Annotated in this window: 20 protein-coding genes; 13 read left to right on the top strand and 7 right to left on the bottom strand. The window is 48.5% G+C overall.

Annotation, left to right across the window (positions count from 1 at the left end; translation table 11 throughout):
• Positions 1-277 precede the first annotated feature (277 nt).
• Complete coding sequence (locus B153_RS0129540) at positions 278-2,413, top strand: alpha-glucuronidase family glycosyl hydrolase (protein ID WP_020600360.1); 2,136 nt, start codon at positions 278-280, stop codon at positions 2,411-2,413.
• A 108-nt stretch (positions 2,414-2,521) separates the two neighbouring features.
• On the opposite strand, the gene B153_RS0129535 is transcribed toward B153_RS0129540, so the two are convergent.
• The gene (locus B153_RS0129535; RefSeq protein WP_020600359.1) at positions 2,522-3,661 is read right to left on the bottom strand and encodes a pyridoxal phosphate-dependent aminotransferase; all 1,140 of its coding nucleotides are present in this window, start codon (positions 3,659-3,661) and stop codon (positions 2,522-2,524) included.
• Positions 3,662-4,021: 360 nt separating this feature from the next.
• On the bottom strand, positions 4,022-5,059 hold the full coding sequence (locus tag B153_RS0129530) for a glycosyltransferase family 9 protein (protein ID WP_020600358.1): 1,038 nt from the start codon (positions 5,057-5,059) through the stop codon (positions 4,022-4,024).
• 29 nt (positions 5,060-5,088) lie between these two features.
• Here B153_RS0129530 and B153_RS0129525 point away from each other — a divergent pair, with 29 nt between their 5' ends.
• The 9 genes from B153_RS0129525 (at position 5,089) to B153_RS0129485 (ending at position 16,773) form a co-directional block, all read left to right on the top strand.
• Complete coding sequence (locus tag B153_RS0129525) at positions 5,089-6,324, top strand: M16 family metallopeptidase (protein ID WP_020600357.1); 1,236 nt, start codon at positions 5,089-5,091, stop codon at positions 6,322-6,324.
• A 266-nt stretch (positions 6,325-6,590) separates the two neighbouring features.
• Positions 6,591-6,917 carry a nucleotide pyrophosphohydrolase gene (locus B153_RS0129520; protein ID WP_020600356.1) on the top strand — a complete coding sequence of 109 codons (327 nt, stop codon included), beginning with the start codon at positions 6,591-6,593 and terminating at the stop codon, positions 6,915-6,917.
• 120 nt (positions 6,918-7,037) lie between these two features.
• On the top strand, positions 7,038-7,637 hold the full coding sequence (locus tag B153_RS0129515; protein ID WP_020600355.1) for an RNA polymerase sigma factor: 600 nt from the start codon (positions 7,038-7,040) through the stop codon (positions 7,635-7,637).
• 145 nt (positions 7,638-7,782) lie between these two features.
• Positions 7,783-8,841: a FecR family protein gene (locus tag B153_RS0129510; RefSeq protein ID WP_020600354.1), complete on the top strand. Its 1,059-nt coding sequence runs from the start codon at positions 7,783-7,785 to the stop codon at positions 8,839-8,841.
• A gap of 51 nt (positions 8,842-8,892) precedes the next feature.
• A complete protein-coding gene (locus B153_RS0129505) occupies positions 8,893-12,354 on the top strand; it encodes a SusC/RagA family TonB-linked outer membrane protein (protein ID WP_020600353.1) in 3,462 nt (1,153 codons plus the stop codon).
• A gap of 29 nt (positions 12,355-12,383) precedes the next feature.
• Positions 12,384-13,907 carry a RagB/SusD family nutrient uptake outer membrane protein gene (locus B153_RS0129500; protein ID WP_026262549.1) on the top strand — a complete coding sequence of 508 codons (1,524 nt, stop codon included), beginning with the start codon at positions 12,384-12,386 and terminating at the stop codon, positions 13,905-13,907.
• A 131-nt stretch (positions 13,908-14,038) separates the two neighbouring features.
• Entirely contained in the window at positions 14,039-15,088 is a 1,050-nt protein-coding gene (locus B153_RS0129495; protein WP_020600351.1) for a glycoside hydrolase family 43 protein, read from the top strand.
• A 268-nt stretch (positions 15,089-15,356) separates the two neighbouring features.
• Positions 15,357-15,482, top strand: coding sequence for a hypothetical protein (locus B153_RS38755; RefSeq protein WP_281167772.1), 126 nt, complete (start codon positions 15,357-15,359; stop codon positions 15,480-15,482).
• A 196-nt stretch (positions 15,483-15,678) separates the two neighbouring features.
• On the top strand, positions 15,679-16,773 hold the full coding sequence (locus B153_RS0129485; protein ID WP_020600349.1) for a PDDEXK nuclease domain-containing protein: 1,095 nt from the start codon (positions 15,679-15,681) through the stop codon (positions 16,771-16,773).
• 5 nt (positions 16,774-16,778) lie between these two features.
• Here the strand turns inward: B153_RS0129485 and B153_RS0129480 are convergent, their stop codons facing one another.
• From B153_RS0129480 to B153_RS0129465, 4 genes are all read right to left on the bottom strand, one after another.
• Positions 16,779-18,731 (bottom strand): DUF3732 domain-containing protein, encoded by a 1,953-nt coding sequence (locus B153_RS0129480; protein ID WP_020600348.1) that lies wholly within the window; start codon positions 18,729-18,731, stop codon positions 16,779-16,781.
• Positions 18,732-18,762: 31 nt separating this feature from the next.
• A complete protein-coding gene (locus B153_RS0129475) occupies positions 18,763-19,251 on the bottom strand; it encodes a three component ABC system middle component (RefSeq protein ID WP_020600347.1) in 489 nt (162 codons plus the stop codon).
• Position 19,252: 1 nt separating this feature from the next.
• Positions 19,253-20,449 carry an ABC-three component system protein gene (locus B153_RS0129470; protein ID WP_020600346.1) on the bottom strand — a complete coding sequence of 399 codons (1,197 nt, stop codon included), beginning with the start codon at positions 20,447-20,449 and terminating at the stop codon, positions 19,253-19,255.
• Positions 20,450-20,923: 474 nt separating this feature from the next.
• Positions 20,924-21,637 (bottom strand): pseudouridine synthase, encoded by a 714-nt coding sequence (locus B153_RS0129465; RefSeq protein ID WP_020600345.1) that lies wholly within the window; start codon positions 21,635-21,637, stop codon positions 20,924-20,926.
• Between the two features lie 59 nt (positions 21,638-21,696).
• On the opposite strand from B153_RS0129465, the gene B153_RS0129460 reads away from it, so the two are divergent.
• The 3 genes from B153_RS0129460 to B153_RS0129450 all read left to right on the top strand — a co-directional run bounded on the left by B153_RS0129460 (position 21,697) and on the right by B153_RS0129450 (position 23,929).
• Positions 21,697-22,491: a hypothetical protein gene (locus tag B153_RS0129460; protein WP_020600344.1), complete on the top strand. Its 795-nt coding sequence runs from the start codon at positions 21,697-21,699 to the stop codon at positions 22,489-22,491.
• Positions 22,492-22,714: 223 nt separating this feature from the next.
• The gene (locus B153_RS0129455) at positions 22,715-23,488 is read left to right on the top strand and encodes a helix-turn-helix domain-containing protein (RefSeq protein ID WP_020600343.1); all 774 of its coding nucleotides are present in this window, start codon (positions 22,715-22,717) and stop codon (positions 23,486-23,488) included.
• Positions 23,489-23,581: 93 nt separating this feature from the next.
• Positions 23,582-23,929, top strand: coding sequence for a YciI family protein (locus B153_RS0129450; protein WP_157634965.1), 348 nt, complete (start codon positions 23,582-23,584; stop codon positions 23,927-23,929).
• Between the two features lie 163 nt (positions 23,930-24,092).
• Here B153_RS0129450 and B153_RS0129445 read toward each other — a convergent pair.
• A partial coding sequence (locus B153_RS0129445; RefSeq protein WP_026262547.1) for a transposase occupies positions 24,093-24,351 on the bottom strand: 259 nt, incomplete at its 5' end.

Genomic DNA, 24,351 nt, shown 5'->3' with positions numbered 1-24,351 from the left:
GTTACGGTTTTCTTCTAGTTTATCATAGGTTGGTTTGGCTAAGGTCTCTGGTGCTGCCGGAGACCTTGCTTGTTTTCAGCAAGCAGGCGAAAACCTGAGAAAAAGATACCTATTAGGCAAGAGAGTGTCTGCGCTATTCGATGGTTGTTTCTGGCTGAGTAGATTTTGGAGATCGGCTTAGTTTACCATAGAAAATTTTGATGCACAAGGGTATGATTCCGGTAAATGTGCATACTCATGTTCAGATTAGGTAGCTTGTAGAAATCTGATAAACCGAATGACAAAGACCTATAGACTCATTAGCCTGTGGCTGCTTGGATTGCTGGCGGCTGTAAACTGTTTTGCCAATGATCCGGCCTATGCCAATGGCTATCGATTGTGGCTAAAGTATGACCTTATCAGCGATGCTGCCAAACGTCAGTCTTATACTCAATCGGCTCAATTCATTGCAATTCAGGCGAATAGTCCTATTTTAAAATCGGCCGCCGACGAGTTGCAGATGGGCTTGCAGGGGCTGCTAGGGAAATCGGTTCCTATAACGAATGGCGCTGGGAGTCGGACAGGCGGTATCATCGTATCGGTTAATGCTGCCGATGTCGCTCTACAGGCGCTGAATAAGGAAGGCTACCGAATTGAGTCGAAAGGGGGGAATCTGGTTATTTCCAGCAAATCGGATGCGGGGGCCTTGTACGGTGCTTTTGCGCTACTGCGGCAACTCCAGACCCTTCAGCCCATACAGGGTATTTCACTGATGAGTAGTCCGAAGGTGCAGTTCCGAATGCTCAATCACTGGGATAATGTCGACGGGTCTATCGAACGGGGCTATGCGGGTTCATCGCTCTGGAAATGGTATGAATTGCCTGAGCGAATCGATCCGCGCTATCGGGATTATGCGCGTGCCAATGCCTCGGTTGGGATCAACGGAACGGTCGTCAACAACGTGAATGCCAGTGCCCGGTTCATGACCGACGAGTACATCGAAAAAGTGGCTGCACTGGCCAATGTATTTCGGCCGTATGGTATTCGACTATACCTGTCGGTCTATTTTGCGGCTCCCAAAACCTTGGGTGGTCTGAAAACCTCTGACCCACTCGATCCACAGGTGCGCCAATGGTGGGCCGATAAAGTGAACGCTATTTATAAAGCCATTCCAGACTTTGGTGGTTTTCTGGTCAAAGCCAATTCTGAAGGTGAACCTGGCCCCCAGGATTATGGACGCACCCATGCCGATGGAGCCAATATGCTGGCCGAAGCGCTGAAGCCGTATGATGGGGTAGTAATCTGGCGGGCATTTGTCTATAAAGCGGACCCCAAAGCCGATCGGTTCCGGGCGGCTTATGAGGAATTTGTGCCTTTAGACGGTCAGTTCGATAAGAAGGTGATTGTGCAGGTCAAAAACGGCCCCATCGATTTCCAACCTCGCGAACCGTTTTCTCCATTGTTCGGAAATATGCCCAGGACACCGCTGGGTATGGAGTTTCAGTTGACGCAGGAATACCTGGGGTTTGCCACGCATCTGGTTTACGAAGCCCCCCTTTTCAAGGAGTGTCTGGAAGCCGATACCTACGTGAAAGGCAAAGGCTCAACAGTCGCGAAGGTGGTGGATGGAAGTCTGCATGGCTATTCGATGAGTGTTATGGCCGGGGTCGCCAATACGGGGTCGAATCTCAACTGGACGGGCCATCCAATGGCACAAGCCAACTGGTATGCCTTTGGGCGGCTGGCCTGGGATCATACCTTAACCTCCGATGCCATTGCCAGAGAATGGGTCGCTATGACGCTGACACATGAGCCGCAGGCTGCCAAACGGATTGTAAACCTGATGGAGAAATCGCGGGATATTTACGTTAACTACAACACACCGATGGGCCTTTCGCGTCCCTGGACGGGCGTTCACTTTGCCCCCGAGCCGTGGCAGGCCCGAAGCCCACGTCCCGACTGGACCGCCGTGTATTACCACAAAGCGGATTCGATTGGTATTGGCTTCGACCGGACCGCAACGGGGAGCAAAGCGCTGGAGCAATATCGCCCCGAGGTACAGCAGCAGTGGAATAACCCCGAAACCTGTCCGTTGCCCTATCTACTCTGGTTTCATCATGTTGCCTGGAACAAGAAGCTATCGACGGGCCGAACGCTATGGGATGAACTTTGTACGCATTTTTACACCGGAGCTGATTCGGTTCAGTGGATGCAGCAGGAATGGGCGCAGGTTAAAAATGCGGTTGCGCCGGAAACCTTTGCCGATGTGACCGCCCGGCTGGTTACCCAGCAAAAAGAAGCCATCTGGTGGCGCGATGCCTGGGTACTTTACCTGCAAACCTTCTCAAAACAACCCATTCCGGCCCCGTTCAAACAACCTACCCGAACGCTGGACGAGGTGAAGCAGTCGGTGAATGTGTATTTATTGAGGTAATGATTGAATGATCGAATTGTTGAATGATTGAATAAAAAAGCTTGCGCCAGCTATTCAATCATTTAACAATTCGATCATTCAATCATTGAAAAAGAGGAAGGTTGTAGGTTACGAAATTACTTTCAGCGCATCGGCGAAGGCTTTCATCTGGTCCATGGTACCGAGGCTGACACGGCACCAGTACTGACCGTCGAACTTCCACTGGCGGATGCTTACGCCCTGGTCCATCATACGGGTAACGAAATCTTCGCCTTTCATCCGAATCGGGAACATCACGAAGTTAGCACCCGAAGGAAGGGGTTCGTAGTTGGTTTGCTTCAGCACCCCCAGCAGGAAATCTTTCGATTCTTTTGCCTTGCCAAGCGAATAATTGATAAACTCTTTATCCTGTAAGCTCACCATAGCCGCCCGTAGGGTCGTCATGCTGATGCAGCCACCACCCGTTGCAAATTTGCTGATCTGCTCCAGAAGCTCGGGCTTGGCAATCATATAGCCTGTGCGCAGGCCAGCAAAACCGTGTACCTTCGAGAAAGTCTTGGTGATGATCACATTGCTACCTTTTTTCACCATATCGACCATCGAATAAGCTTTCGGATCGGGCGTATAGTCGATGTAGGCTTCGTCAACGAGGATCGGTGTTTTCGCTCCTACTGATTCGCAGAAGGCCCGTAGTTTGGACGGGTCAACGATAATGGCCGTCGGATTGTTGGGGTTGCAGAGGTACACCATCCCTGTCTGAGCATTGACACGCTCGTTCAGTTTGTTCAGGTTGATGTCGTATCCGTCGGCTGCTACCAGGGGAACCCGGTCGATGTTGACACCATGTTTTATGGCCGCGCGAGGAAGTTGATCGAACGTTGGATCGGGAGCTACAATGGTCCGTCCGGCATTAGGACGGTAAGCGGCCCAAAGTGAAGCGGCTGTCAGCAACTCGCCCGAACCGGCACCTAACAGAATGTATTCTTCAGGTACGCCTTCAGTATCGGCAACCAGTTTCCGGAACTTGCGGGCATGCTCCATCGCGTAGAGGTAGCCATCGGGTGCGGCCTCGGTAATGGTTTTAAGCACTTTGGGCGAAGGACCATACGGGTTTTCATTCGCTGACAAACGAGCTTTCAGAGGGCCTTGGGGGGCTTTGTATCCCAGGGGCATCTCTTGTTCTGGCTCGCAAAAAGCGGCAGGAGCGGCAGCCATACTAAGGCCAGACAATAGGCTGGCCCGAAGCCAGTCTCGGCGGTTGATAGACATAAGATGAGTTTGGTCTTAATGCGTCAATAAAGAATGAAGGCAGTAGAATCAGTCAATAGGGCAATGGCTTGTCGATATAGTAATCGCGAACAAGTCAAAAATAGGCTTATAGAAAGTGTTTTTCAAATATTATTTTTACTATTTACGGTTTTACTGTATAATCTTTTATTTAATGCAATAAATTAAAAATAAAATATAATGAACAATTGCTTATGTGGGCCGCTTTAGGGTAAGTGGAAGTGTGTTCGTTGAATGTCAGGACGTTATATTTTGCACCGCCAGGGCGCGATGGACGTGAAGAAGGCCATATCAATGACCTATTCTTTGCGCCTTCGCGTCCTGGCGGTGAACGAGAATAAGTTAGCCTAGCCTCGCCAGCTCATCGAGCTGAATACCCCAGGCACAGCGAAAATGCCCTAACGGACAGGCGGTTCGGCCATGTAGATTACAGGGCTTGCATTCCAGGCGCTCCGGCGTTTGAACTACTCTCGATACATCGGCCAGCGGGCCAAAGCCGAACTGAGGTACGGTCGAGCAGAAGATGGCTGTCGTTGGGGCATTCATTGCCGAGCAAAGGTGCAACGGAGCCGAATCGTTTACATAATTCATTACAGCCCCCTGCTGCAACGCTGCCGATTGCAGTAAACTTAGTTTCCCCGCCAGATTCACAACATTTTTTGTGCTACCCGATAAGGCCCGGATGGCATCGCAGGCATGGACATCCGTAGGGGCGCCCAGTAAGTAAACGGTCAGGTCATTGGGTAGCGCCTTGATTAATTCAACCCACCGTTCGGACGGATATTGCTTCGTGAACCAGACCGACATGGGAGCCATACATACATACGGTCTGGACTGATACGTGTATACTGCGTCGTAATCAGCCTGCGATGGGTATAGTTTTGGGCGGGCTGTAGCCTGGCGGCTTAATGGCTGAGGCTGAAAATCAGGAACGGATTGAAGGGCTTTCAGTAAGCCCGTGTTGCGATCTACTTCGTGCGTGCCTGGCTCAAACCGATGTTCGATCTGATAGGTGAAAAAGCGGGAAAATGGATTTTTGTCAAAGCCTATGGTAATGCCTGCGCCCGCCAGCGTGGTTAGTAAACCCATCGTTCCATAGCGTTGCAGATTCAGAACCGCATCATATTTCCTGGCCCGAATAGTACGCAAGAGTCGCCATAAATCCTGATATTTGGTGCCCTTTTTATGCCAGACCAGCACCTCATTCAAAAAAGGATGGTGGGCCAGAAGCGTCTCATTGCCTTTACGTACAAGCACATCCAGTACGGCATCGGGGTAAGCCGTGTGGAGTTGTTCGAACAAAGCGGTTGCCAGAATCACATCGCCGATAAAAGCGGTTTGAATAATCAGGAACCGGGGTGGACTTGTTGCGGTTATCATTAGTACGCTTAGGGCGTAAAAATTTTAGAATGGAAGATTACCAGGTTTATACTCTGCCCAACGGAATTCGGATTGCGCACAAACAAATACCGCATACGCAGATAGCTCATTGTGGTATTATGCTCGACATCGGAAGCCGCGACGAGCAACCCCACCAGCAGGGCCTTGCCCATTTCTGGGAACATATGGCCTTCAAAGGTACGGAGAAACGAAAATCGTACCACATCATTACGCGTCTGGAGACGGTGGGCGGTGAACTAAATGCGTACACCACCAAAGAAAAAGTCTGTTTTCATGCGTCGGTACTGGATGCCCACTTCGAGAAAGCGGCCGAACTGCTGGCCGATATAACGTTTCACTCCGTTTTTCCGGAGAAACAGATCGAACGCGAACGCGGGGTGATTCTGGAAGAAATGGCGATGTATTACGATTCGCCCGAAGATGCTATTCAGGACGATTTCGACGAACTCGTGTTCCCGAATCACGCGCTGGGCGGCAACATTCTGGGTACGACCGAAACGGTAGAGTCGTTTCGTCGGGAAGATCTCCAGCAATTTATTGCCGAAAATTACGACACCAGCCGGATTGTGTTTTCGTCGGTGAGTAAGTTGCCGTTTAAGCAGGTGGTGAAAGTGGCCGAAAAATATTTCCACGACGTGCCCGCCCAGCATTCGACCCGTCAGCGGAAAACCCCAACTGGCTATGTGCCTCGTCAGACCCGTGTAGAGCGGCCGATAACCCAGGCACAATGTGCCTTAGGGCGTCCGGCCTATGGGCTGGCCGACCCTCGGCGGCTACCATTCTTTATGCTGATTAACCTATTGGGTGGGCCGGGCATGAATTCGCGCCTGAACCTGAACCTGCGGGAAAAATATGGGCTGGTATACTCCATTGATGCGACGTATACACCATATCTGGACACGGGTTTTCTGGGAATCTACTTTGGTACTGATCCGAAAAAAGTAGACAAAGCGCATATGCTGATCATGAAAGAGCTGAAACGTCTTCGTGAGCAACCGCTGACGACCTTACAGCTTCATCAGACGAAAGAGCAACTGATTGGGCAACTGGCCATGGCCGAAGAAAGTAACAATAGCTTCATGCTCATGATGGCCAAAAGCCTGCTGGATATTGATCGGGTGGAAGCCCTGACCGATATTTTCAACGACATCAACGCCGTTACGTCCGAACAACTTCAGACGCTAGCACAGGAAGCCTTTGATGAAAGCCAGTTCAGTTCGCTGACGTTTGTGCCAGAAAAATAAAGGCCAAAACAGTATTGCACAGAGATGCACGGAGTATTCAGCGTATCTCTAAAACCTCTGTCTAATATCTTTAACTTACTAAGACGTAAACAGTGTAGAGGGTTTACATTGGCACTTTTGTCATGCTGACGAAGCCGGGCGGCCGGTGCCGAAGCATCTTCGCTGACAGCACTCATCTCGGTTCCCGAAGATGCTTCGGCACCGGCCGCCCGGCTTCGTCAGCATGACAAAAAATAACCTAATGTATTTCCTTTGACTTACCTACTATGACGATTAAAGACGCGCAAACAACCGTCGACGAATGGATTAAAACCGTTGGCGTTCGGTATTTCAACGAACTGACCAATATGGCTATGCTGACCGAAGAGGTGGGCGAGGTGGCCCGGATCATCGCCCGTCGGTATGGCGAGCAATCAGAAAAGGAGTCGGATAAGCAGAAAGATCTGGGCGACGAAATGGCTGATGTGTTGTGGGTGCTGATCTGTCTCGCTAACCAGACAGGCATCGACCTCACCGAAGCCTTTCAGAAAAATCTGGACAAAAAGAACATTCGGGATGCCACCCGGCACCTAAACAACGAAAAGCTGAAATAAGGCTTTGTTGATACGTTTTGGGGTACTACAATAGTAGTTTGCTAAGAAATACTGGTAGAAAAGCACGGGAGGTATGCCCGAAATTGCCTAGCTTTAAGTATCCGTTCGGATATAGGGATAGTGAATTTGGGACTCAACTACGATCAGGCGACAGATGCCCAGCTTTGGGACGACTTTCTGCAGGGCAGTAAAGCCGCCTATTCGTTTATGTACGAAAAGTACGCCCGAGTGCTGTACAATTACGGTTATAAAATTGCCCAGGACCGTCAACTGACCGAAGATTGCCTGCAGGACCTGTTCCTGACCATTCTGGAAACGCGTGAACGGCTTGGCCATACCGACTCCATTAAGTTTTATCTCATGCGCTCGCTCCGGCGCGACCTGGTTCGGAAACTGAACGAACGTCACCGATTTCAGTCGGGCCACGAAGACGAAATCGATTTTAAAGTTGAATTCCACTACGAACCTACCTGGCTCGATTCGCAGATCAGCCGCGAGCAATCCGAGGCCGTGCTGCGTGAATTGAATCACCTGCCTGCCCGGCAAAAAGAAGCGTTGTTTCTGAAGTTTTTCGATAACCTCAGCTACGAAGAGATTGCCGGTATTATGGGTATCGAAACCACATCGGCCTACAAAGTCATCTACAAGGCCATTGCCTCCCTCCAGAAACGGATGCCCGCCGATCTGTTGGTGTTGCTGGTGGCAGTCATTGGTCGTTAGTAAGTTTTCAAATTGAGAAAGTACTACTGGCTGATGACTAGCGACTTCGGCCTATCTATCATTTTCCTGTTAAAAAATTTTCTCTTTCCGAGGGATAATTCCGTGACTCGCTTCCTTCTGGTGGTAAAAAGACCATTACCATCGCATGGCGCAGCCTTACCAGAATTATACCCTTCGCGATTTTGTGCTCGACGATGCGTTCCGCCGATGGGTGTTTCAGCCCGACGAGCAGAATATGACGTTCTGGCATACCTACATGCTTCGGCACCCCGAACAGCAGGCGCTGATCGATGAAGCGGCTTCATTGTTACTCCACCTCAATGCGCAGTACGACGACCTGACCGATGCCAGCCAGCAACGTATCTGGCAGGTGCTGGAGCAGGCGTTTGATGACCAACTGCTTACGGAAGCCGTTGTGGTACCGCTCTCGCGCTGGCAGCGGTTCCGGGCAAATTATCCGGCTGCCATCTGGCAGATAGCGGCTTCATTGACGGGTATCCTACTGATAGCGGGTGGGGTCATTTACTACCAGCTACAGCCGAAGCAGATGAGCATTCATACGGCCTTTGGCGAAAATCGGAGCGTAACCCTTCCTGATGGATCAACCGTGTTGCTGAACGGTAATTCGACGCTTACCTACAGTGATCGTTGGGCCGAAAGCAAACCCCGGGAGGTCTGGCTCGATGGGGAAGGCTTTTTTAAGGTTACGAAAAAACAGGCACCCGATGGACGCATTAAGTTCGTAACCCACACACCCAATCTGGACATTACGGTGCTTGGCACTCAATTCAATGTCAATACCCGACGGGGTAGCACGGCGGTTACACTGGTAGAGGGGCGGGTGCAACTCACCAAACCAACGGAGCGTACCGGGCGGGTTATCGATATGAAACCGGGTCAGTTTGCGTCGATACAGCCCAACATCGAGAAAGTAGAGGTTCGTGACGAAAAACCGCAACTGCACACGTCGTGGGTAGCGCACCAGTTTGTGTTTGATAACACGGCCCTTAGTGAGATCGCCCAGCAGTTGCACGACACCTACGGACTGGAGGTGGTATTTGAAGACAGTGATCTGGCCAATCGTCGGTTTACAGGTAATCTTTCTAACCAGAGCATCGAAACGCTGCTGACGACCCTTTCGCTCACATTTGATCTCTCGGTACAGCGCAACGGTGATCGCATCAGTTTACGCCATAACCCCTGATTCCGTCCTGTATTTTCTGAATATGATAAGACCGATTTCCCTGCATAACTTATGAAAAATCAGTATATTATCTTTTCGATGCTGTTGGTAGGCGCCTATACGTTGCCGCAACCTTCCGTTGCGCAGCTATTGACCCGCGCCCAACCTCTGAGCGCCAGTGCAGCTAGTCGCCAACAGCCGTCGGTACTCGATGGGCCGACCAGCCAACGGACGCATCGTACCCGTTCACTCAAGAAAGTCCTGAGCGAGCTGGAACGACGATTCAACGTCAACTTTGCCTACGATGAACAATTAATGGCCACCCGGCAATCAGAACTCGATCTGGATGGTCTTTCGCTCGATCAGGCACTGGCACAACTGTCGGAATCGCAGGGGCTACGTTACCGAAAGGTCAACCCGACGCTCATTGCGATTCAGGCATTACCCGTAAAAAACGTAGGAGCCGGACTCCCGGCCGAACCTCAAAAAACAGCGGTCGCCGACCTGACTGAGACGACCGCAGCCGTTGAAGAAGCTCCGCAGGTCCGGCGGATTACGGGGCAGATTACGGACGAAAATAACCAGGGTTTACCAGGTGCTAACATCATCGAAACCGGCACGACCAACGGCACCAGTTCGGATGCTGAGGGGAATTTTATCCTGAACGTTAGCGATGGCGCTACGACCGTAACCATTTCGAGCGTGGGGTATGCCCGGCAGGTGGTACCGATTGGCAGCAATTCGGTGGTGAATGTGAAACTGGTTCCCGACGACCGAACCCTGAACGAAGTGGTGGTGATTGGGTATCAGACCGTCCGAAAGCGCGATGTGACTGGGGCCAACGATGTCATCAGTTCTACCCAGGCGGCTAAAGTAACGGCCAATTCGCTGGCCGAGTCGATTCAGGGCTTGTCGCCGGGTGTAACCGTTCGGAACAGCGGTGTACCCGGACAACAGGCGTCGATTCAGATTCGGGGGGTAGCGAGTTTCCTGAATACCGATCCGTTGTACGTAATCGACGGAATGATTGCTGATGCCAACCCAACCATCAATACCGACGATATTGAAAGCATTCAGGTGCTGAAAGATGCGTCGGCAGCGGCCATTTACGGCTCACGGGCGGCCAATGGTGTGGTGATTATTACGACCAAACAGGGAAAAGAAGGGCCGATAAAAGTCTCATTTTCGGGAAAATACGGCATTCAGCAGGTGTACAAACGCTGGAATCTGACGGATGCGGCCGGTTTTGCGGCTCTTCAGCGGCAACAGTACCAAAATGCTGGCCAAACACCACCCGCCAGTGTGGCGACAGGTACCTTTAACCCGAATATCAACACCGACTGGCAGGATCAGGTGTTGCGTACGGGTAGCCTTCAGGACTACAACCTGACCTTATCGGGTGGTAGCAAAACGGGGACGTATTTGATTTCGGGAAGCTATTTCAATAATACCGGCTACGTGACGGGTAGTGGCTTCGAACGGGCCAGTTTACGGATCAACACCCGCAGTGAAATTGGGCGGTTTACGTTCGGCGAAAATGCCGTACTGACCAACTCCAACATCCAGAATTTCCCGGCGGGTAATCCTATCTACGACATGGCCGGTATGCTGCCCGTGATTCCGGTTCAGGACCCGCGCTATGTGAATGCGAGTAATCCAGGCGGATACGGGATTGGTACGAACCCCGATGCGGTAACCTATTTTTATAATCCGGTAGCCGTTCGGAATCTGGCCAGTAACAAAAGCAATTTTGCCAAAATGGTGGGCAATGCCTATCTGGACATTAAGTTGACCGACTGGCTGACCTACCGGGCCAATGCGGGTCTGGAAGTGAGCTTCGATTACACGCAGAACTTGCGGAAGTTGGGTACGTATCAATACAGTGCTTCGCCGGTGCCCAGTTCGGTCAGTGAAGATCGGTCGCGTTATTTGAGTCTGCTGTTCGAACATACGCTGAACTTCAACAAAACGTTTGGCCTGCACAGCATCAACGGTGTATTGGGAATTAGCCAGCAAACGACCCGTCGGGATATTACCTCCGGCTCGCGAACCAATCTGGGTTTTGCGGGTGGTCAGTATTTCACCACCATCAATGCCGCTACAGGTATCTCGAATTCAGCCGGGAGTACCCCCGACGACTACCGCATCTTGGGCTACATTGGCCGGGTCAATTACGCCTACAACGACAAATATCTGCTGACCCTTACCGGGCGAGTAGACCAGGATTCACGGTTTGGAGCCAACTACCGAACAGGTTTCTTTCCCTCGATAGCGGGTGCATGGCGCATCAGTCAGGAGAAATTCTTTCATGTCGACTGGATATCCGACCTGAAACTGAACGCGTCGTATGGGAAACTGGGTATTGTCGTGCCGACGCTGGGCTCGTTCCCTTATACGGCCTTTATCAACAGTAACCCCCGCGCCATTTTTGGCGTTGATCAAACCCCCAACGTGGGTGCGTATCAGGCTCAGCTAGCCAACCCCGATTTGCGCTGGGAAGAACGGATTCAGCAGAACTACGGTATATCGGCCAGTTTCCTGAACAACCGGATCACGACGGAAATCAACATCTACAACTCACTATCGAACGATGCCATTCTGAATCTGGCTGTACCGGGCTATCTGGGTAATCTGCGTGGGAATCCATACGTCAATACGGCCTCCATTCGCAACAAAGGGGTTGAGTTTTCGGCTACCTATCGCAACAACGAGCACAAGGTGAAGTGGGATGTATCGGGCAACTTTACGACCATTAAAAACCGGGTCGAAAATGTAGGTAACCAGGGGCAGAACATCAATTATATCCAGAGCGGCAACACGCGCTCGCAGGTGGGCTTACCCGTTGGGCAGTGGTATGTACTGAAAACGGCCGGAATTTTCCAGAGTCAGGAAGAGATCAACAATTATAAAGGCCCCAACGGAAACCCGATTCAGCCGTTTGCCAAACCCGGCGATATTAAATACGTGGACACCAATGGCGATGGGCAGATCACCCAGAACGACGACCGTCAATTTGTGTCGTCGCCCTGGCCCAAGCTACAGGCGGGTGCGCAGTTCAATGCCTCGTATGGACAGTTTAGCCTGAACGTTCAATTGACGGGTGTGTTCGGCTACACGGTGTATAACGACGTCCGGCGCAGTCTGGATACCTATCAGTTAACCAACTTCCGTAGTGATGTGAGCCCGTGGTCTACAAGCAATACGAACACCAGCGATCCTCGCCTGGGTCTGGAAGCGGGCGATCAGGGGATTATCTCCAACAATTTCGCCTACACTGATCGCTGGCTGGAGAATGCGTCGTACGTGCGGATGCGCAACATCGAGATCGGATACACGCTTCCAAAGGCCTTCCTTAGCCAGATCAAGGTACGCAATGCCCGCGCATTCATCAGTGGTCAAAACCTGTTTACGATCACGGGCTATAAAGGGCTTGATCCTGACGTAACGGGCGCAAACATTCAGGAACGGGGTGTCGATAATGGGCACTGGCCATCGCCCCGCGTAACATCGATTGGGCTTACCTGTGATTTCTAATGGCAACGTATTTAGTTCTGAAACCAATCATGAAACATACATTCATTTCGCTGGCTATTGTTGCCGTAGGGCTGCTGACCGGCTGCGACCGCAGTTTAGACATTGTGAACCCTAATCAGGTGACCACACAGTCGTTCTGGAAAACCGCCGATGATGCGTTGGCAGGGGTCAACGCTGTTTACAGCACCACGCACCGGGGCGGCATTTCGCGCTGGCTGCCGTTTTATTACATCATCCGCTCCGATGAGGGGCGCAGCCAGAGTCCGGCTACCGATATTGTCAACAACATGGACCAGTTTCTGGTCACTGACTACAATTACGGCAATGCCTACAGCATCTGGAACGATAACTACATTGGGATTAACCGGGCCAACCAGGTGATCGAAAATGTCCCGACTATCCAGATGGATGCGACCCTGCGAAATCGGTATCTGGGCGAGGCCAAGTTTATGCGGGCCATGTTCTATTATCATCTGGTTACATTGTGGGGCAATGTGCCGCTGGTGCTCCAAACGCCCGTTGTAGGGGATAAACCGAACTCGGCCACCATTGCGCAGGTATGGGCGCAGATCGAAAAAGACCTGACCGAAGCAGCCGCCGTCTTGCCGACGACTTATGGGTCAGCTGATCTGGGCCGGGCTACCAAAGGGGCCGCGTATGCCTTGCTGGCTCGGTCGCAAATGCAGCAACGGAAATACACCGAAGCCCTGACACCGTTGCAATGGTTAGTGGAAGGCGACGGCAAAAGCGTGTATGCGTTGATGCCTAACTACCGCGATAATTTCCTGATTACGACCGAGAACAATAAAGAATCGGTATTTGAGTGGCAGTTTCAGATGAACCCCTCTGAGTACACCGATGATGATACCGAAACCCCCAACCAGAACTATGGCACCTCAGTGGCGCAGTTTTTCGGCCCCAGTGGCATCGGCTGGTCGGATGGCGAAGCGCAGCGCTGGCCTACCCGCGAATTCTATGAAAAAACGGCAGCAGGTACCCGCGACCCTCGTCTGGAAGCCTCATTCCTCTTCGACTCGACTGACGTTCGGGGACCGGATTTTACGATGATCTACGGGCAGACCTTCACCCAGCGCTATGGCCGGGACAACAAACGGGTTTGGTTTCGGAAGTTTCAGAACGACCACTGGAAAAATGAGGAGGGCTATCGGTCGCCCAACAACTGGCGCTATATCCGCTATGCCGACGTACTGCTGATGTATGCCGAAGCGCTGAATGCTACGGGCAAAACGACGCAGGCGTATACCTATGTCGATCAGGTACGTCAGCGGGCCGGACTGCCTACGCTTACGGTTGCCAAACCCGGTCTGACCCAGGATCAGTTTCTAACTCAACTGAAACACGAGCGCGTTACTGAACTCTCGGGCGAAGGTACCCGCTGGAACGATCTGGCCCGCTGGGGCGACCTGGGACCACAAATCGCTAACCGGGACCCGGCCTTCTCCACGTTTGTGAAAGGAAAAAGCGAACTGTTACCCATTCCGCAACTGGATCGCGACCTGAACCCCAATCTGGTTCAGAATCCGAATTATTAATAGTTTGATTGAACCGCAAGGACGCGAAGACGCAAGGCCTGTTTGATTCTTTGCGCCTTTGCGTCCTCGCGGTTCAAAATAGCATAACCCTGAGAGAGCAGCCTTTGAGCCGCTATTCTAATTTCTACTCAATGATGAAAACTGCGCTGTTTCTTCTCCTAGTCGTTCTGTATGGCTGTAAATCATCCGATAAGCCCACGCCAAATCCGCCCGTAACGGCTGTTGATACGGTCGGGAAATTCCAGAATCCATTGCTGACGTCGGCTCCCGACCCATGGGTGGCGTTTAAAGACGGATTTTATTACGTCATGCACACAACGGGCAACAGCCTTCGTATTTACAAGACGCAGGCTATGAGTCGACTCAGTCAGGCAAGGCCCGTAACCGTCTGGACACCGCCTGCCACCGGACCCAATTCGCGCGACGTCTGGGCCCCTGAACTGCATTTCATCAACGGGAAATGGTACATCTACTACACCGCCGACAACAATGGTGTGGATGCCACCCACCGGATGTTTGTTCTGGAAAACAGCGCAGCCGACCCCACGCAGGGTACCTGGATAGACCGTGGACAACTCAATTTGCCCGATAACAAATGGGCGATTGACGGGACTATTCTGCAACTGAATGGAAAACTCTATATGGCCTGGTCGGGCTGGGAAACCGATCTGGGTGGTTTACAAAACCTCTATCTGGCCAGCCTGACCAACCCCTACACCGTCGGCAGTACAGCGCGCATACGTGTATCGACGCCCGAGTATGCGTGGGAGAAGCAGGGTTTCGGTGTCAATGAAGGCCCCGAATTTTTAGTGCACAATGCAAACGTCTTTCTGATTTACTCAGCCAGCTACTGCGGTACGGATTTGTACGCCTTAGGGCAACTATCCGCCGACACGAGCGCCAACTTACTTGACACAAAATCCTGGACGAAATCCGCCACCCCCGTTTTCGGACCCAATGGGGGCAATGGTGCGTATAGCGTAGGTCATAACAGTTTCTTCACAACGCCCGATGGGTCGCAGAACTGGCTTGTTTACCACGCCAACACCGGACCGGGCCAGGGCTGTGGTGATCAACGCTCCATGCGTATGCAACCCTTCACCTGGAAACCCGATGGCACCCCTAACTTCGGCACCCCCGTCCCCCTCACCGACTGGATTAAACGCCCGAGCGGGGAGTAGAGTTTATTGAAAATAACGTCTGCATCATCCGTTCAAATTCAGTTTGCCACGGGGCTATACCTCCCGGTGAATGCTATCAATTCGCAATTGATTCTCTATATTGCTAATTGATATTTTATATTGAATGCAGACCCGATTTTTTACAAACGAAAATAGCAATTCACTTCTTGCTAAGATTGAAGGCATTTTCAAACACCGCCAAATACACTTCTTTGATGCTCTGGTAGGTTACTTCTATGCATCAGGCGGCTATCCTACTCGACATCTGATGAAAGTTCTGACGAGCTATCCGTTAAGCCAGTCCAACGAGGATGTGTCTGTAACGCCTGTTGTGCTGGTCTTTATTGTCTCTACCCAATCGGCGATTATTATTTCGAAGAGTTTCAGCGCGTAATAACCATCAGGTTATCGCAAATGAATGTCAAATACCTTCAACTACATTCTGGTTAGCGAATAAAAATACATCGAATTTGACTGAATAAAAAAATAGAAACGAAATTAGGAATTTAGCTTATCTATTGATAATCAGTCCGTTTTTCTATTTTTAGACTTGCTGCAAGAAATACTAGAGCAAAATAAACCCACCTACCATGAAAGAGCCAAAAGCAACAGATCAATATCTGACTTTATTGCAGGACATAAGCAATCAGATTCTGCAAAGTCGCTACCGGGCAGCACGCTTGGTCAACCGAGAATTGTTATTGCTGTACTTTACTGTAGGCAAACGGTTGTCTGAAAAAGTTGCGGCTGAGAAGTGGGGCACAAAAGTGTTGGAGCAACTATCGGCAGATTTACAAAATCAGTTACCGGGATTACGGGGATTTTCATATCGTAATCTGAGAAATATGCGCCAGTTTGCGGAAGCCTATAGCCAGTTAATTGCCGATCCGTCATATAGTCAGGCGCCAATCGAAGATAATCAGTCAGAACCAATTTGGCAGACGGCATCTGCCAAATTAAGTGATCAGGATTTTAGGGTTTTCGTCTGTTTAGGCTTCTCCCATCATATTCTCCTGTTAAATCGTTGTCATGACTTGGAGGAACGGCTTTTTTATATGCATAAAGCCGTTGCAAACCAATGGACACATGAGATGCTTGACTGGCAGATCAAAGCTCGATTGTATCAAAAACAGGGTCAATTACCTAACAATTTCGAGCAGACACTTTCAGAGCCATTAAAGGTAACTGCTTTACAGGCTTTTAAAGACGAATACCTGCTCGACTTCATTAATGTCGAAAAAGATGACGAACGGGTCGTTGAAAAAGGCATTGTGCAGAGTATCAGAGAGTTTATTCTAAAAATGGGTACCGGCTTCTCCTTTGTGGGCAATCAGTACCGTTTGGTAGTTGATGAGCAGGAGTTTTTTGTGGATTTACTCTTTTTCAACCGTCAACTTCAATGTCTGGTGGCTGTGGAATTGAAACGCAGTGAGTTTAGACCAGAATATCTTGGGCAACTCAGTTTTTATGTCAATGTACTAAACGATTTAGTACGTCTGCCACATGAGAATCCAAGTATTGGCATCTTGTTATGCAAAGAGAAGTCAAACGCTATTGTCGAATATGCGTTTCAGGGATACAGCACACCAATGGGAGTAGCAACCTACCAGCTTAGTGCCGATCTGCCCGACCACCTTCGTAACGTATTGCCCGACCCGGATGCTCTTAAAAAATTGCTTGATTAATGGCATTACTTATTAAGCCAATCTAGAGGAATAAGGGCTCTGCCGTCGGTCCAAGGCTCTTCTACTAATGCTTTCTGAAACCGATCATCTTTTAAATTAGCATGTTCGATTACAATTACTTGTAAGTTAGGATGTAATTCTTGTGTTACTTCAAAAAGTAAATTAAACATTCGTTGTACTGCAAGTACATCCGCCCCCGCTTGCTGTAAATCTTGAGATTTTCCATCCAAAGATTTATAAGCCACTTCGGATGGAAAATAGACTTGTGAGGGCTGATCAAGTACTAAAAAATTAGGCACCGGTCGGTTTTTTTTGATAAAGTACTCATGTAATGATAATAATGTGATAAGATGACATCCAAGCCAGTTTTCTGCACTTCCCATACGCTCCATACCAATTGGGCGGTCTGGTGAGTCTGCGATAACGGTTAGCTTCTTAGTATCAAGCCGATAACGTGATTCGTTAGCGTGTTCAAGTTGAAGCTTTGTAGCGCGTAATGTCATCTGAGCACCAATGACATTTAGGATTGAAGCCATTATTTCATCTACCTGTTCTATATCAAGTTGCTCTTCTAAGTCCTTTATAAAAGGTATTAGTTTATTAGCTTGTTCCTGTAAATTAGAATTTGGCTCAATTGTCTTCAAATTTTCTAGATACAAGCTTACTCGACCGGAGACTCGAGCAGCCTGAACGTTTATTTCACCTAGACGAATAGCGGCTTCTTCTTCTTGAACTAATGCGTTTACGCGCTGTTCAGCAACTCGCGCTTCTTGGCGTATGACCTGCAACTCATTATATAATTTTTCCAGGTAATTTTCCACACGCGGTCGTTCCCGTTGGATATTGTCAACACTTGCACGAATGCGATTAAAGGCTCCTAAAACGGCTTGGACAGAAGGTGTTGGTGTTTCTAACTTCGACTCACATAATGGACACAGTTCATAATTTACCTTTCCATTTCCAAAAATTTTAACAGCACTTAATCGCGCAGCTTGTTCATTGGCTTCATTGGCAAAGCCGTCAGCCTGTTTTAAATAATTTAAAGTTTCTTGTATTTCATCCTGTTTAAGACGAAAAGAACGCCGTATATCTTTAGCTTTCTGGCGCTCAGTTTCTATTGGACTACCTACTATTCCGATTGTTTGATTGGGAGTCCATTCGGAGACACGTCTGAGCGCTTCTATAAGAGAGTCATTTGACAGATTGTTATTTATCTCTCCTTCGTATATACCGATTGCTTTTGACTCTTCAAGTAGTTTGCGCGCACCTTCATTCTGATTTTTGACAATCGCTTCTGATTCTTTAATTTCTTGTTGAATAAGTTTTAACTGGCGTCGACTGTCTCGCAATTGCTGAATTAACTGTAGGCGTTTTTCCTGCACCGCACCCAAGAAATAAGGAATAGTATCTTTAATATGCTGCGCTATATAACCTTCGGCTTGACGCCAGAATAAAAGTTTTTTGTTCGCCACAAGGCCTTGATCTTGGAATAAATAGTACTTCGTATGGTCAAGTGTAGCTTGAAAAGAAGACATTGTCCGCCCTTCAGCTACAACTGTTTGATTTGGAGAGATACCTAGTAGCCTTGATAGATTTTGGTTAACTCCTTCATCATTGGTATTTGGAACAAGCTGATTTAAAGGAGGAATAGTAATACTATGTGCTTCTTCCCAATAAGCTTGACTTTGGGTTGTTGCTAAGCCCTCCGGTGCTGGTTTGGCAATTAAAATTTGATTATCTCCAAGCTGCAATACAACTCCATACCAAGATATGACATCCCGATTAACACCCTCAAACACATTAAAAGTTGAGCGCCCTAAGCAATAATCCAAAATATCAATGATGGCTGATTTTCCAGTTCGAGACTCTCCGGTTATAATATTGACAGCTCCTATTTTAAAGTCAAGCGAGCGTATATTACCTTTTAGGTTATACAGAAGGATTGATTTTATTTGCAAGGCTTTTTTAATTTAAAATATAAAATTCGATTTATAGACGAATTCCCCACATAGATAGCAGAGTGGCTGTGTTACCAGCATTGACAAACCAGCGTCCTAGCATTGCTGCTTTGTCAAAACAAGAGGCTGCTTCAGAATCACCAGCATCAAACTTAGGTAAGCGACGTTTCGGAGCAGTCAAGGCACCAGTTTCATCGAAAGCTAATAGTTTAAATTGTAATCCATATATGATGGCTTCTTTGGTGTAATTAGCTAATGAAGATATTCTTTGGTCTAAGCCAACCCGCACTTCTTGGTGGTCTTGGAGCCAGGTATGCAGTTTGGTCTTTGTTGTTGCAGGCAATAACTCACGCGAAAACTTATGTAATATCAGGGGGAGCATTAAAAAGACCAAAGGATAGTCGAGGCCTTTGCCGCCTTTTTTTTCGTATTCGGTAATGGCTTGTCGTAGTAATAAAGCGCAAAATGCGGGATTAAAAAGGTTGGCTATTTCAACCGGACGTTCGCTCCAAGATAACATGCTATTTAGAAGCTAATATTTTATCTAAATAATCTAAAAATTTCGGATGCCAGTAAACATGCGGAGGATACATATCAGCCAAGATATGATAACTCCCGCGTGTAACGTATTCATGCCCTAAGGGCATACTAGACCTGATTGGTAACTCTTTGGTTTCCATCCAGGATAATACTCGCTTGCCAAATGTTATACAATTATCATCGCTTTCGAATTCATTTTCAGTTATTTCATCTTGTAAAATCGCCACATATCGTTCCCATTCCTGAACAAGACGCTTTTCATAAAATATTAGCTCATCATCAATATATAATTTCTCGCGCGCCCACCGCGAACGTTGCTCAAAGGCTCTATAATAATCTAGGACGGCATTACGTACCCTTTTCGTGTTCAGTTTTAATTGCTTAAGTTGATGGACGAAAAGCATTCCATCACTGCTGGTAAAATACTCATCAGGTGGCTCAGCGTCGAAATAATCAATAGGTAAACTAGTACGCTTAAGTTGGTCGGCTATAGAAACAATTTTTTCGTATAATTCGAACTGCGTGATTGGCTGGTTTGACCCATTTATCAAATGCGTAACAACTTTAGAGAACCACCAACCTTCCAAGCGTTCGTATAATGAAGTAATATTATCTTGTGTTGTTGCTATACCGAGTTTTTGCTTAATTAATGGGGTCGTATCCTGAATACTTGGTGAGGCATCTACGACCGTAATTGCTCTAATCAGCCGTTCCTGTTGAGTTGATCGCAAGCCTCTAAAGGCTGCGAAAGCTGGGGCTAGTGCTTGGTTCTTTGATTCATCCGCAATTTTTAAAATGAGATTGTGTGCCTCTTTCTCATCTCTATCCTTATCTCTCCTCAACAAAGTAGCTATTGAGCCCTTTTCAGCTTGAGCAGTTGTAATAAGATTTAATGTAACATCTTCAGGTTGCCAATCGCCCTCTTCTAGCGATTTACTCCATACACGTATCGTTTTCCATAGTTCTGGACTATAGTTGGTCAATGTAGCCGATTTATTTATGTGATGCTTTAGCTGTTCTAGCTTAATCTGACTTTCTCCAACAACAGCTACATCGTCAAGACCTTCTATAATCACAGCTGCTTCCTGACGATCATCAGATAATAATGTGAATAATGAATAACGAGCTTGGTATAAATATCCAAGTGCTTGAGGGCCGGCTGAGAATTGTGTATTCACAATAAATAGATATAAGTTTGTTAAGTTTCCTTGAGTCGCTATAATTAGCGTTTAATTAACCAATATATCCTTACGTCTTACTCTACAATTTAAAAGTACTATTTTATTTTTTAGGTCAATATTTCCTGATAAAAATCTCATTTTATTGTTTTGGAATAAAAAGGATTTAACCAGTTAACAACACCAATCCGAATGTCTTGGCCTTTTTGGGTTTAGCGATTGAAATCTAACTCAACTTGATGTCGTAACTAACAAAAGAAATCCTCACCCAGCAAGAATCAGAGAATATAATTCTTGGTCGTCTCAAATGACGAAAATGTAAGCGACTTAAGTTGACTGGCAAAGGAGATTCGTAAACTGCTCGATAAAAAATATTGGTCTGCGGAATTAGCCGTATCTTGGGCGTACACCGAATGACCTTAGTTATGTTAAATAGAAGGGAATTCGTGAAAAAAGTAGTATAAAATCTAACTATCACTTCCCGAACAACTCGCCCCATATTCGCTCAAATTCGGTTTGCCAAGGTGCTGAAATTGTAATCCGATCTGATGTGATGGGGTGAGTAAATTCAAGCTGTTGGGCGTGGAGTAGCATGGTGTTCATGGCGAATTGCTCCTTAAAAAGCTTGTTCTGCTTGTTGCAGCCATGTGGCCTATCGCCGATGATGGGGTGGAGGATATGGGCCATATGCTTGCGGAGTTGATGCATCCGACCCGTAGTAGGTGTTAGTTCGACCAGCGAATAGCGGGAGGTGGGGTGTTTACCAAATGGCAAAGGGATTTCGGTGCGTTGTAGGGTTTTGAGGTTAGTCACGGCGTCCTGAACTACACCCGTTTCGTCGTTTCGTAGGGCATAATCAATCACTAGTTCGTCAGGTGTATAGCCGCGCACGATGGCGAGGTAGGTTTTCTCAATGTCACTTCCCATAAACTGCTGCTGCATAAGTGAGTTCATAGCTTCGGTGAGGGCAAACAGTAGCACACCTCCGGTTTTACGGTCTAATCGGTGTACGGGGTAAACGCGCTGGCCTAGTTGGTCCCGAAGGAGTTGGACGGCAAACTCACTGGCATCGCTGGCCATGGGCGACCGATGGACCAATAACCCATGCGGTTTGTTGATCGCCACCAGATCGGCCGATTGATAGAGAATGGAAAGTGGGAGGGATTCATTAGGACTTGTAGTAGGCATAAGCAGAGAAGTAGCGGCTGACTCGTAACTTTCGGCCGTTTCAATCGAATCCCAAAACTATGCGATTTTATCCGTTGCTGGGCATATTGCTCTATCTGACCTCCCCATTAATCGCGCTGGCACAGAAAGCAACCGAAATTCAGCGGTTCCAACTCAAACAGGTGCAACAGGGCGTAGCCGTTGATCAAACGCACTTCTACGTCATTAATAACCACTCACTCACCAAACATGCGAAAGCCGATGGCAAACAGGTAGCTTCCTGGGAAGATACGACCGGGTTACTGAAGCACATGAACAGTGGGGTTGTGATCGGACAGAAACTGTATTGTACGCATTCCAACTACCCGGATATTCCGATGGCCAGTTCAATCGAAATCTTCGATACACGCACGCTGAAGCACATCGGAAATCATAGTTTCGGGCTTTTTCCAGGGTCTGTAACCTGGGCTGATTTTCATAATGGATACTGGTGGGTCGCTTTTGCCAATTACTCGAACAAAGCCATGGCCGAAGGGCGTGATAATCGCTGGACTACGCTGGTGAAATTTACTGAAAGCTGGCAGCAGGTGGAGGCTTGGGCGTTTCCGGCGAATGTGTTACAGGCCTTCTCGCCCTACAGCACGTCGGGTGGAACCTGGAGTAAGGATGGCTTTATTTACTGCACCGGGCACGATAAACCGGAACTCTATGTGCTCAAACTCCCCGAACGTGGCCACACGCTGCAGTACGTAAAAACCATTCCGACGCAGAGCGAAGGACAGGCGTTTGCTATCGACCGAAGCGTAAAAAACAAGGTTATTCTCTATGGCATCACGCGAAACGACAATTATGTGGTGGTGTCGGCAATCGACTGAGATTCAGGATAATCCCGTACGTTTTTCTATGTTTGTTGCAATCGCTTTCTGTCATCCCGACGCTGACTATTCTATCGACTCACCCGAAGATCCCTCCTGCGTCGGGATGACAGAAAAACTATTATGACTCAGTCGGGTTACGTTTGAACCGCTTTCCTATTTGAATGAAATAGCTCCAAAATCTGTTGCCGAAGGAGCAGTTGGTTTTATACAATCTCCTGACATGAACACCGAGCTATTTCTGCCCACGGCCCAGTTGAGCCATCTGGTAAAGCGGTTTATGATCATCGAAAGCGATCTGGGGATGGTCAATAAAATCCTGCCCGCAACGTCGGTGGTCATGGCCTTTCGGTATAGGGGTGGAGTGAGTTATACGGGCGAAACAACCGAAACTACATTGCCCACATCGGCCATAACGGGCCTCCGAAACACGACCCGGTTGGTAAACTACGCCAGCGAAACGGCTAATCTGTTGGTGATTTTTCAGGAAGGAGCAGCCGCTACGTTACTACGTGATCCGATTCACGAACTATTTGGGTTAAACGTGTCGCTCGATTCGTTGTTTCCTCAGCAGATAATTCGGGATGTGGAAGAACAACTGGCCGAAGCGAACACCAATCAACAGCGGGTGTCCATTATAGAGAATTTTCTGATCCGTCGAATGAATGGAGTGGCAACCGATCCCCTGGTTTCAAATGCGATTCGGACCATTCAGCAAACCAATGGATCTATCCGCATAAAAGAGCTGCTGGCTGATTTACCCATCAGTCGCGATCCGTTCGAAAAACGGTTTCGGCGTAGGGTGGGCACCTCACCCAAGCAGTTTTCCGAAATTGTTCGCTTCCGGCATATCATCAGTCAATACGCGCCCGGCATAAGTCTGACCGAGACGGCTCACGCGGCTGGTTACTTCGATCAGGCCCATTTTATCAACGATTTCAAATCGTTTGCCGGACAGGCCCCACAGCAGTTTTTTAAAGCAGGTCGCTACTGGTAAATCAGTGATTTTTTACAATTTCGGGGCCGATCGTCAGGGTAGTTTTGCAAAGTTAGACGCGAGATGCGTCGCCAAAACAAAACGATGACGATCATGAACGAATATGTGTTTTTAGTGCAATTTGGCCTTCAGCAGACGTTGACGCCAGAACAGCAGAAGCAAAATTCCGCCGATTGGGCGAAGTTAATTCAACAATGGACTGAACAGGGCGTGTTTGTCGGCAGTAGCCTGATCAACCAGCCTGGGGTTGTGATTTCGGGACCTAGTCGGACGATTTCGCAGGGGTATTTGTCCGATGCAATGTTTCGGGTCGTGAGCGCGATTCGGGTAAAGGCTGCTGATCTGAACGAAGCGGTTGAAATGGCGAAAGCTTGCCCGATTCTGGCCTATCAGGGTAAAATAGAAGTCCGGGAAGTCCAGCCCCGCCCGGTACTCGCTTAGTTGATTTTATGTTATTGGTCAATCGTCATGGGTTTTCTAATGGCTGTTGACCAAGGACATTGTAATCTAAATTTTCTGTCATTCCGAGGGACGAGGAATCTTCGGATAAGTAAAGTTTTTTCTCACTCATCCGAAGATTCCTCCTGCGTCGGAATGAACTGTGTTACGAAACAAGAGGTAAGGCTAGTTTTTGATCAAAGTTTACCCCACTTCGGGCTACGGCAAAACACTGACGAACTAACTTATGCGCCACCGCTATCAAAGCCACCAGCTTGGGCTTACCTGCCCCCACCAACCGATCATACAAAGCAGCACAGGCCGGATTGGTTTTCTTGGCCTGCATACTGGCCATGTACAACAACTGACGAATTCGGCTGTTGCCCAACTTACAGATATGCCCCTTACCTTTCACCGAACTGCCC

Source organism: Spirosoma panaciterrae DSM 21099, from assembly GCF_000374025.1.
GTDB lineage: Bacteria > Bacteroidota > Bacteroidia > Cytophagales > Spirosomataceae > Spirosoma > Spirosoma panaciterrae.
Note: the sequence above shows the minus strand (reverse complement) of the source record. Positions and strands in the feature narration are given on the sequence as shown.

Excerpts from the sequence above, each read along its gene's own strand:
- B153_RS0129475 (WP_020600347.1), bottom strand. The coding sequence starts at position 19,251 with ATGTTATCTTGGAGCGAACGTCCGGTTGAAATAGCCAACCTTTTTAAT.
- B153_RS0129535 (WP_020600359.1), bottom strand. The coding sequence starts at position 3,661 with ATGTCTATCAACCGCCGAGACTGGCTTCGGGCCAGCCTATTGTCTGGC.
- B153_RS0129505 (WP_020600353.1), top strand. The coding sequence starts at position 8,893 with ATGAAAAATCAGTATATTATCTTTTCGATGCTGTTGGTAGGCGCCTAT.
- B153_RS0129540 (WP_020600360.1), top strand. The coding sequence starts at position 278 with ATGACAAAGACCTATAGACTCATTAGCCTGTGGCTGCTTGGATTGCTG.
- B153_RS0129500 (WP_026262549.1), top strand. The coding sequence starts at position 12,384 with ATGAAACATACATTCATTTCGCTGGCTATTGTTGCCGTAGGGCTGCTG.
- B153_RS0129465 (WP_020600345.1), bottom strand. The coding sequence starts at position 21,637 with ATGCCTACTACAAGTCCTAATGAATCCCTCCCACTTTCCATTCTCTAT.
- B153_RS0129520 (WP_020600356.1), top strand. The coding sequence starts at position 6,591 with ATGACGATTAAAGACGCGCAAACAACCGTCGACGAATGGATTAAAACC.
- B153_RS38755 (WP_281167772.1), top strand. The coding sequence starts at position 15,357 with ATGAAAGTTCTGACGAGCTATCCGTTAAGCCAGTCCAACGAGGATGTG.
- B153_RS0129450 (WP_157634965.1), top strand. The coding sequence starts at position 23,582 with ATGAACGAATATGTGTTTTTAGTGCAATTTGGCCTTCAGCAGACGTTG.
- B153_RS0129495 (WP_020600351.1), top strand. The coding sequence starts at position 14,039 with ATGATGAAAACTGCGCTGTTTCTTCTCCTAGTCGTTCTGTATGGCTGT.
- B153_RS0129510 (WP_020600354.1), top strand. The coding sequence starts at position 7,783 with ATGGCGCAGCCTTACCAGAATTATACCCTTCGCGATTTTGTGCTCGAC.
- B153_RS0129525 (WP_020600357.1), top strand. The coding sequence starts at position 5,089 with ATGGAAGATTACCAGGTTTATACTCTGCCCAACGGAATTCGGATTGCG.
- B153_RS0129485 (WP_020600349.1), top strand. The coding sequence starts at position 15,679 with ATGAAAGAGCCAAAAGCAACAGATCAATATCTGACTTTATTGCAGGAC.
- B153_RS0129530 (WP_020600358.1), bottom strand. The coding sequence starts at position 5,059 with ATGATAACCGCAACAAGTCCACCCCGGTTCCTGATTATTCAAACCGCT.
- B153_RS0129455 (WP_020600343.1), top strand. The coding sequence starts at position 22,715 with ATGAACACCGAGCTATTTCTGCCCACGGCCCAGTTGAGCCATCTGGTA.
- B153_RS0129460 (WP_020600344.1), top strand. The coding sequence starts at position 21,697 with ATGCGATTTTATCCGTTGCTGGGCATATTGCTCTATCTGACCTCCCCA.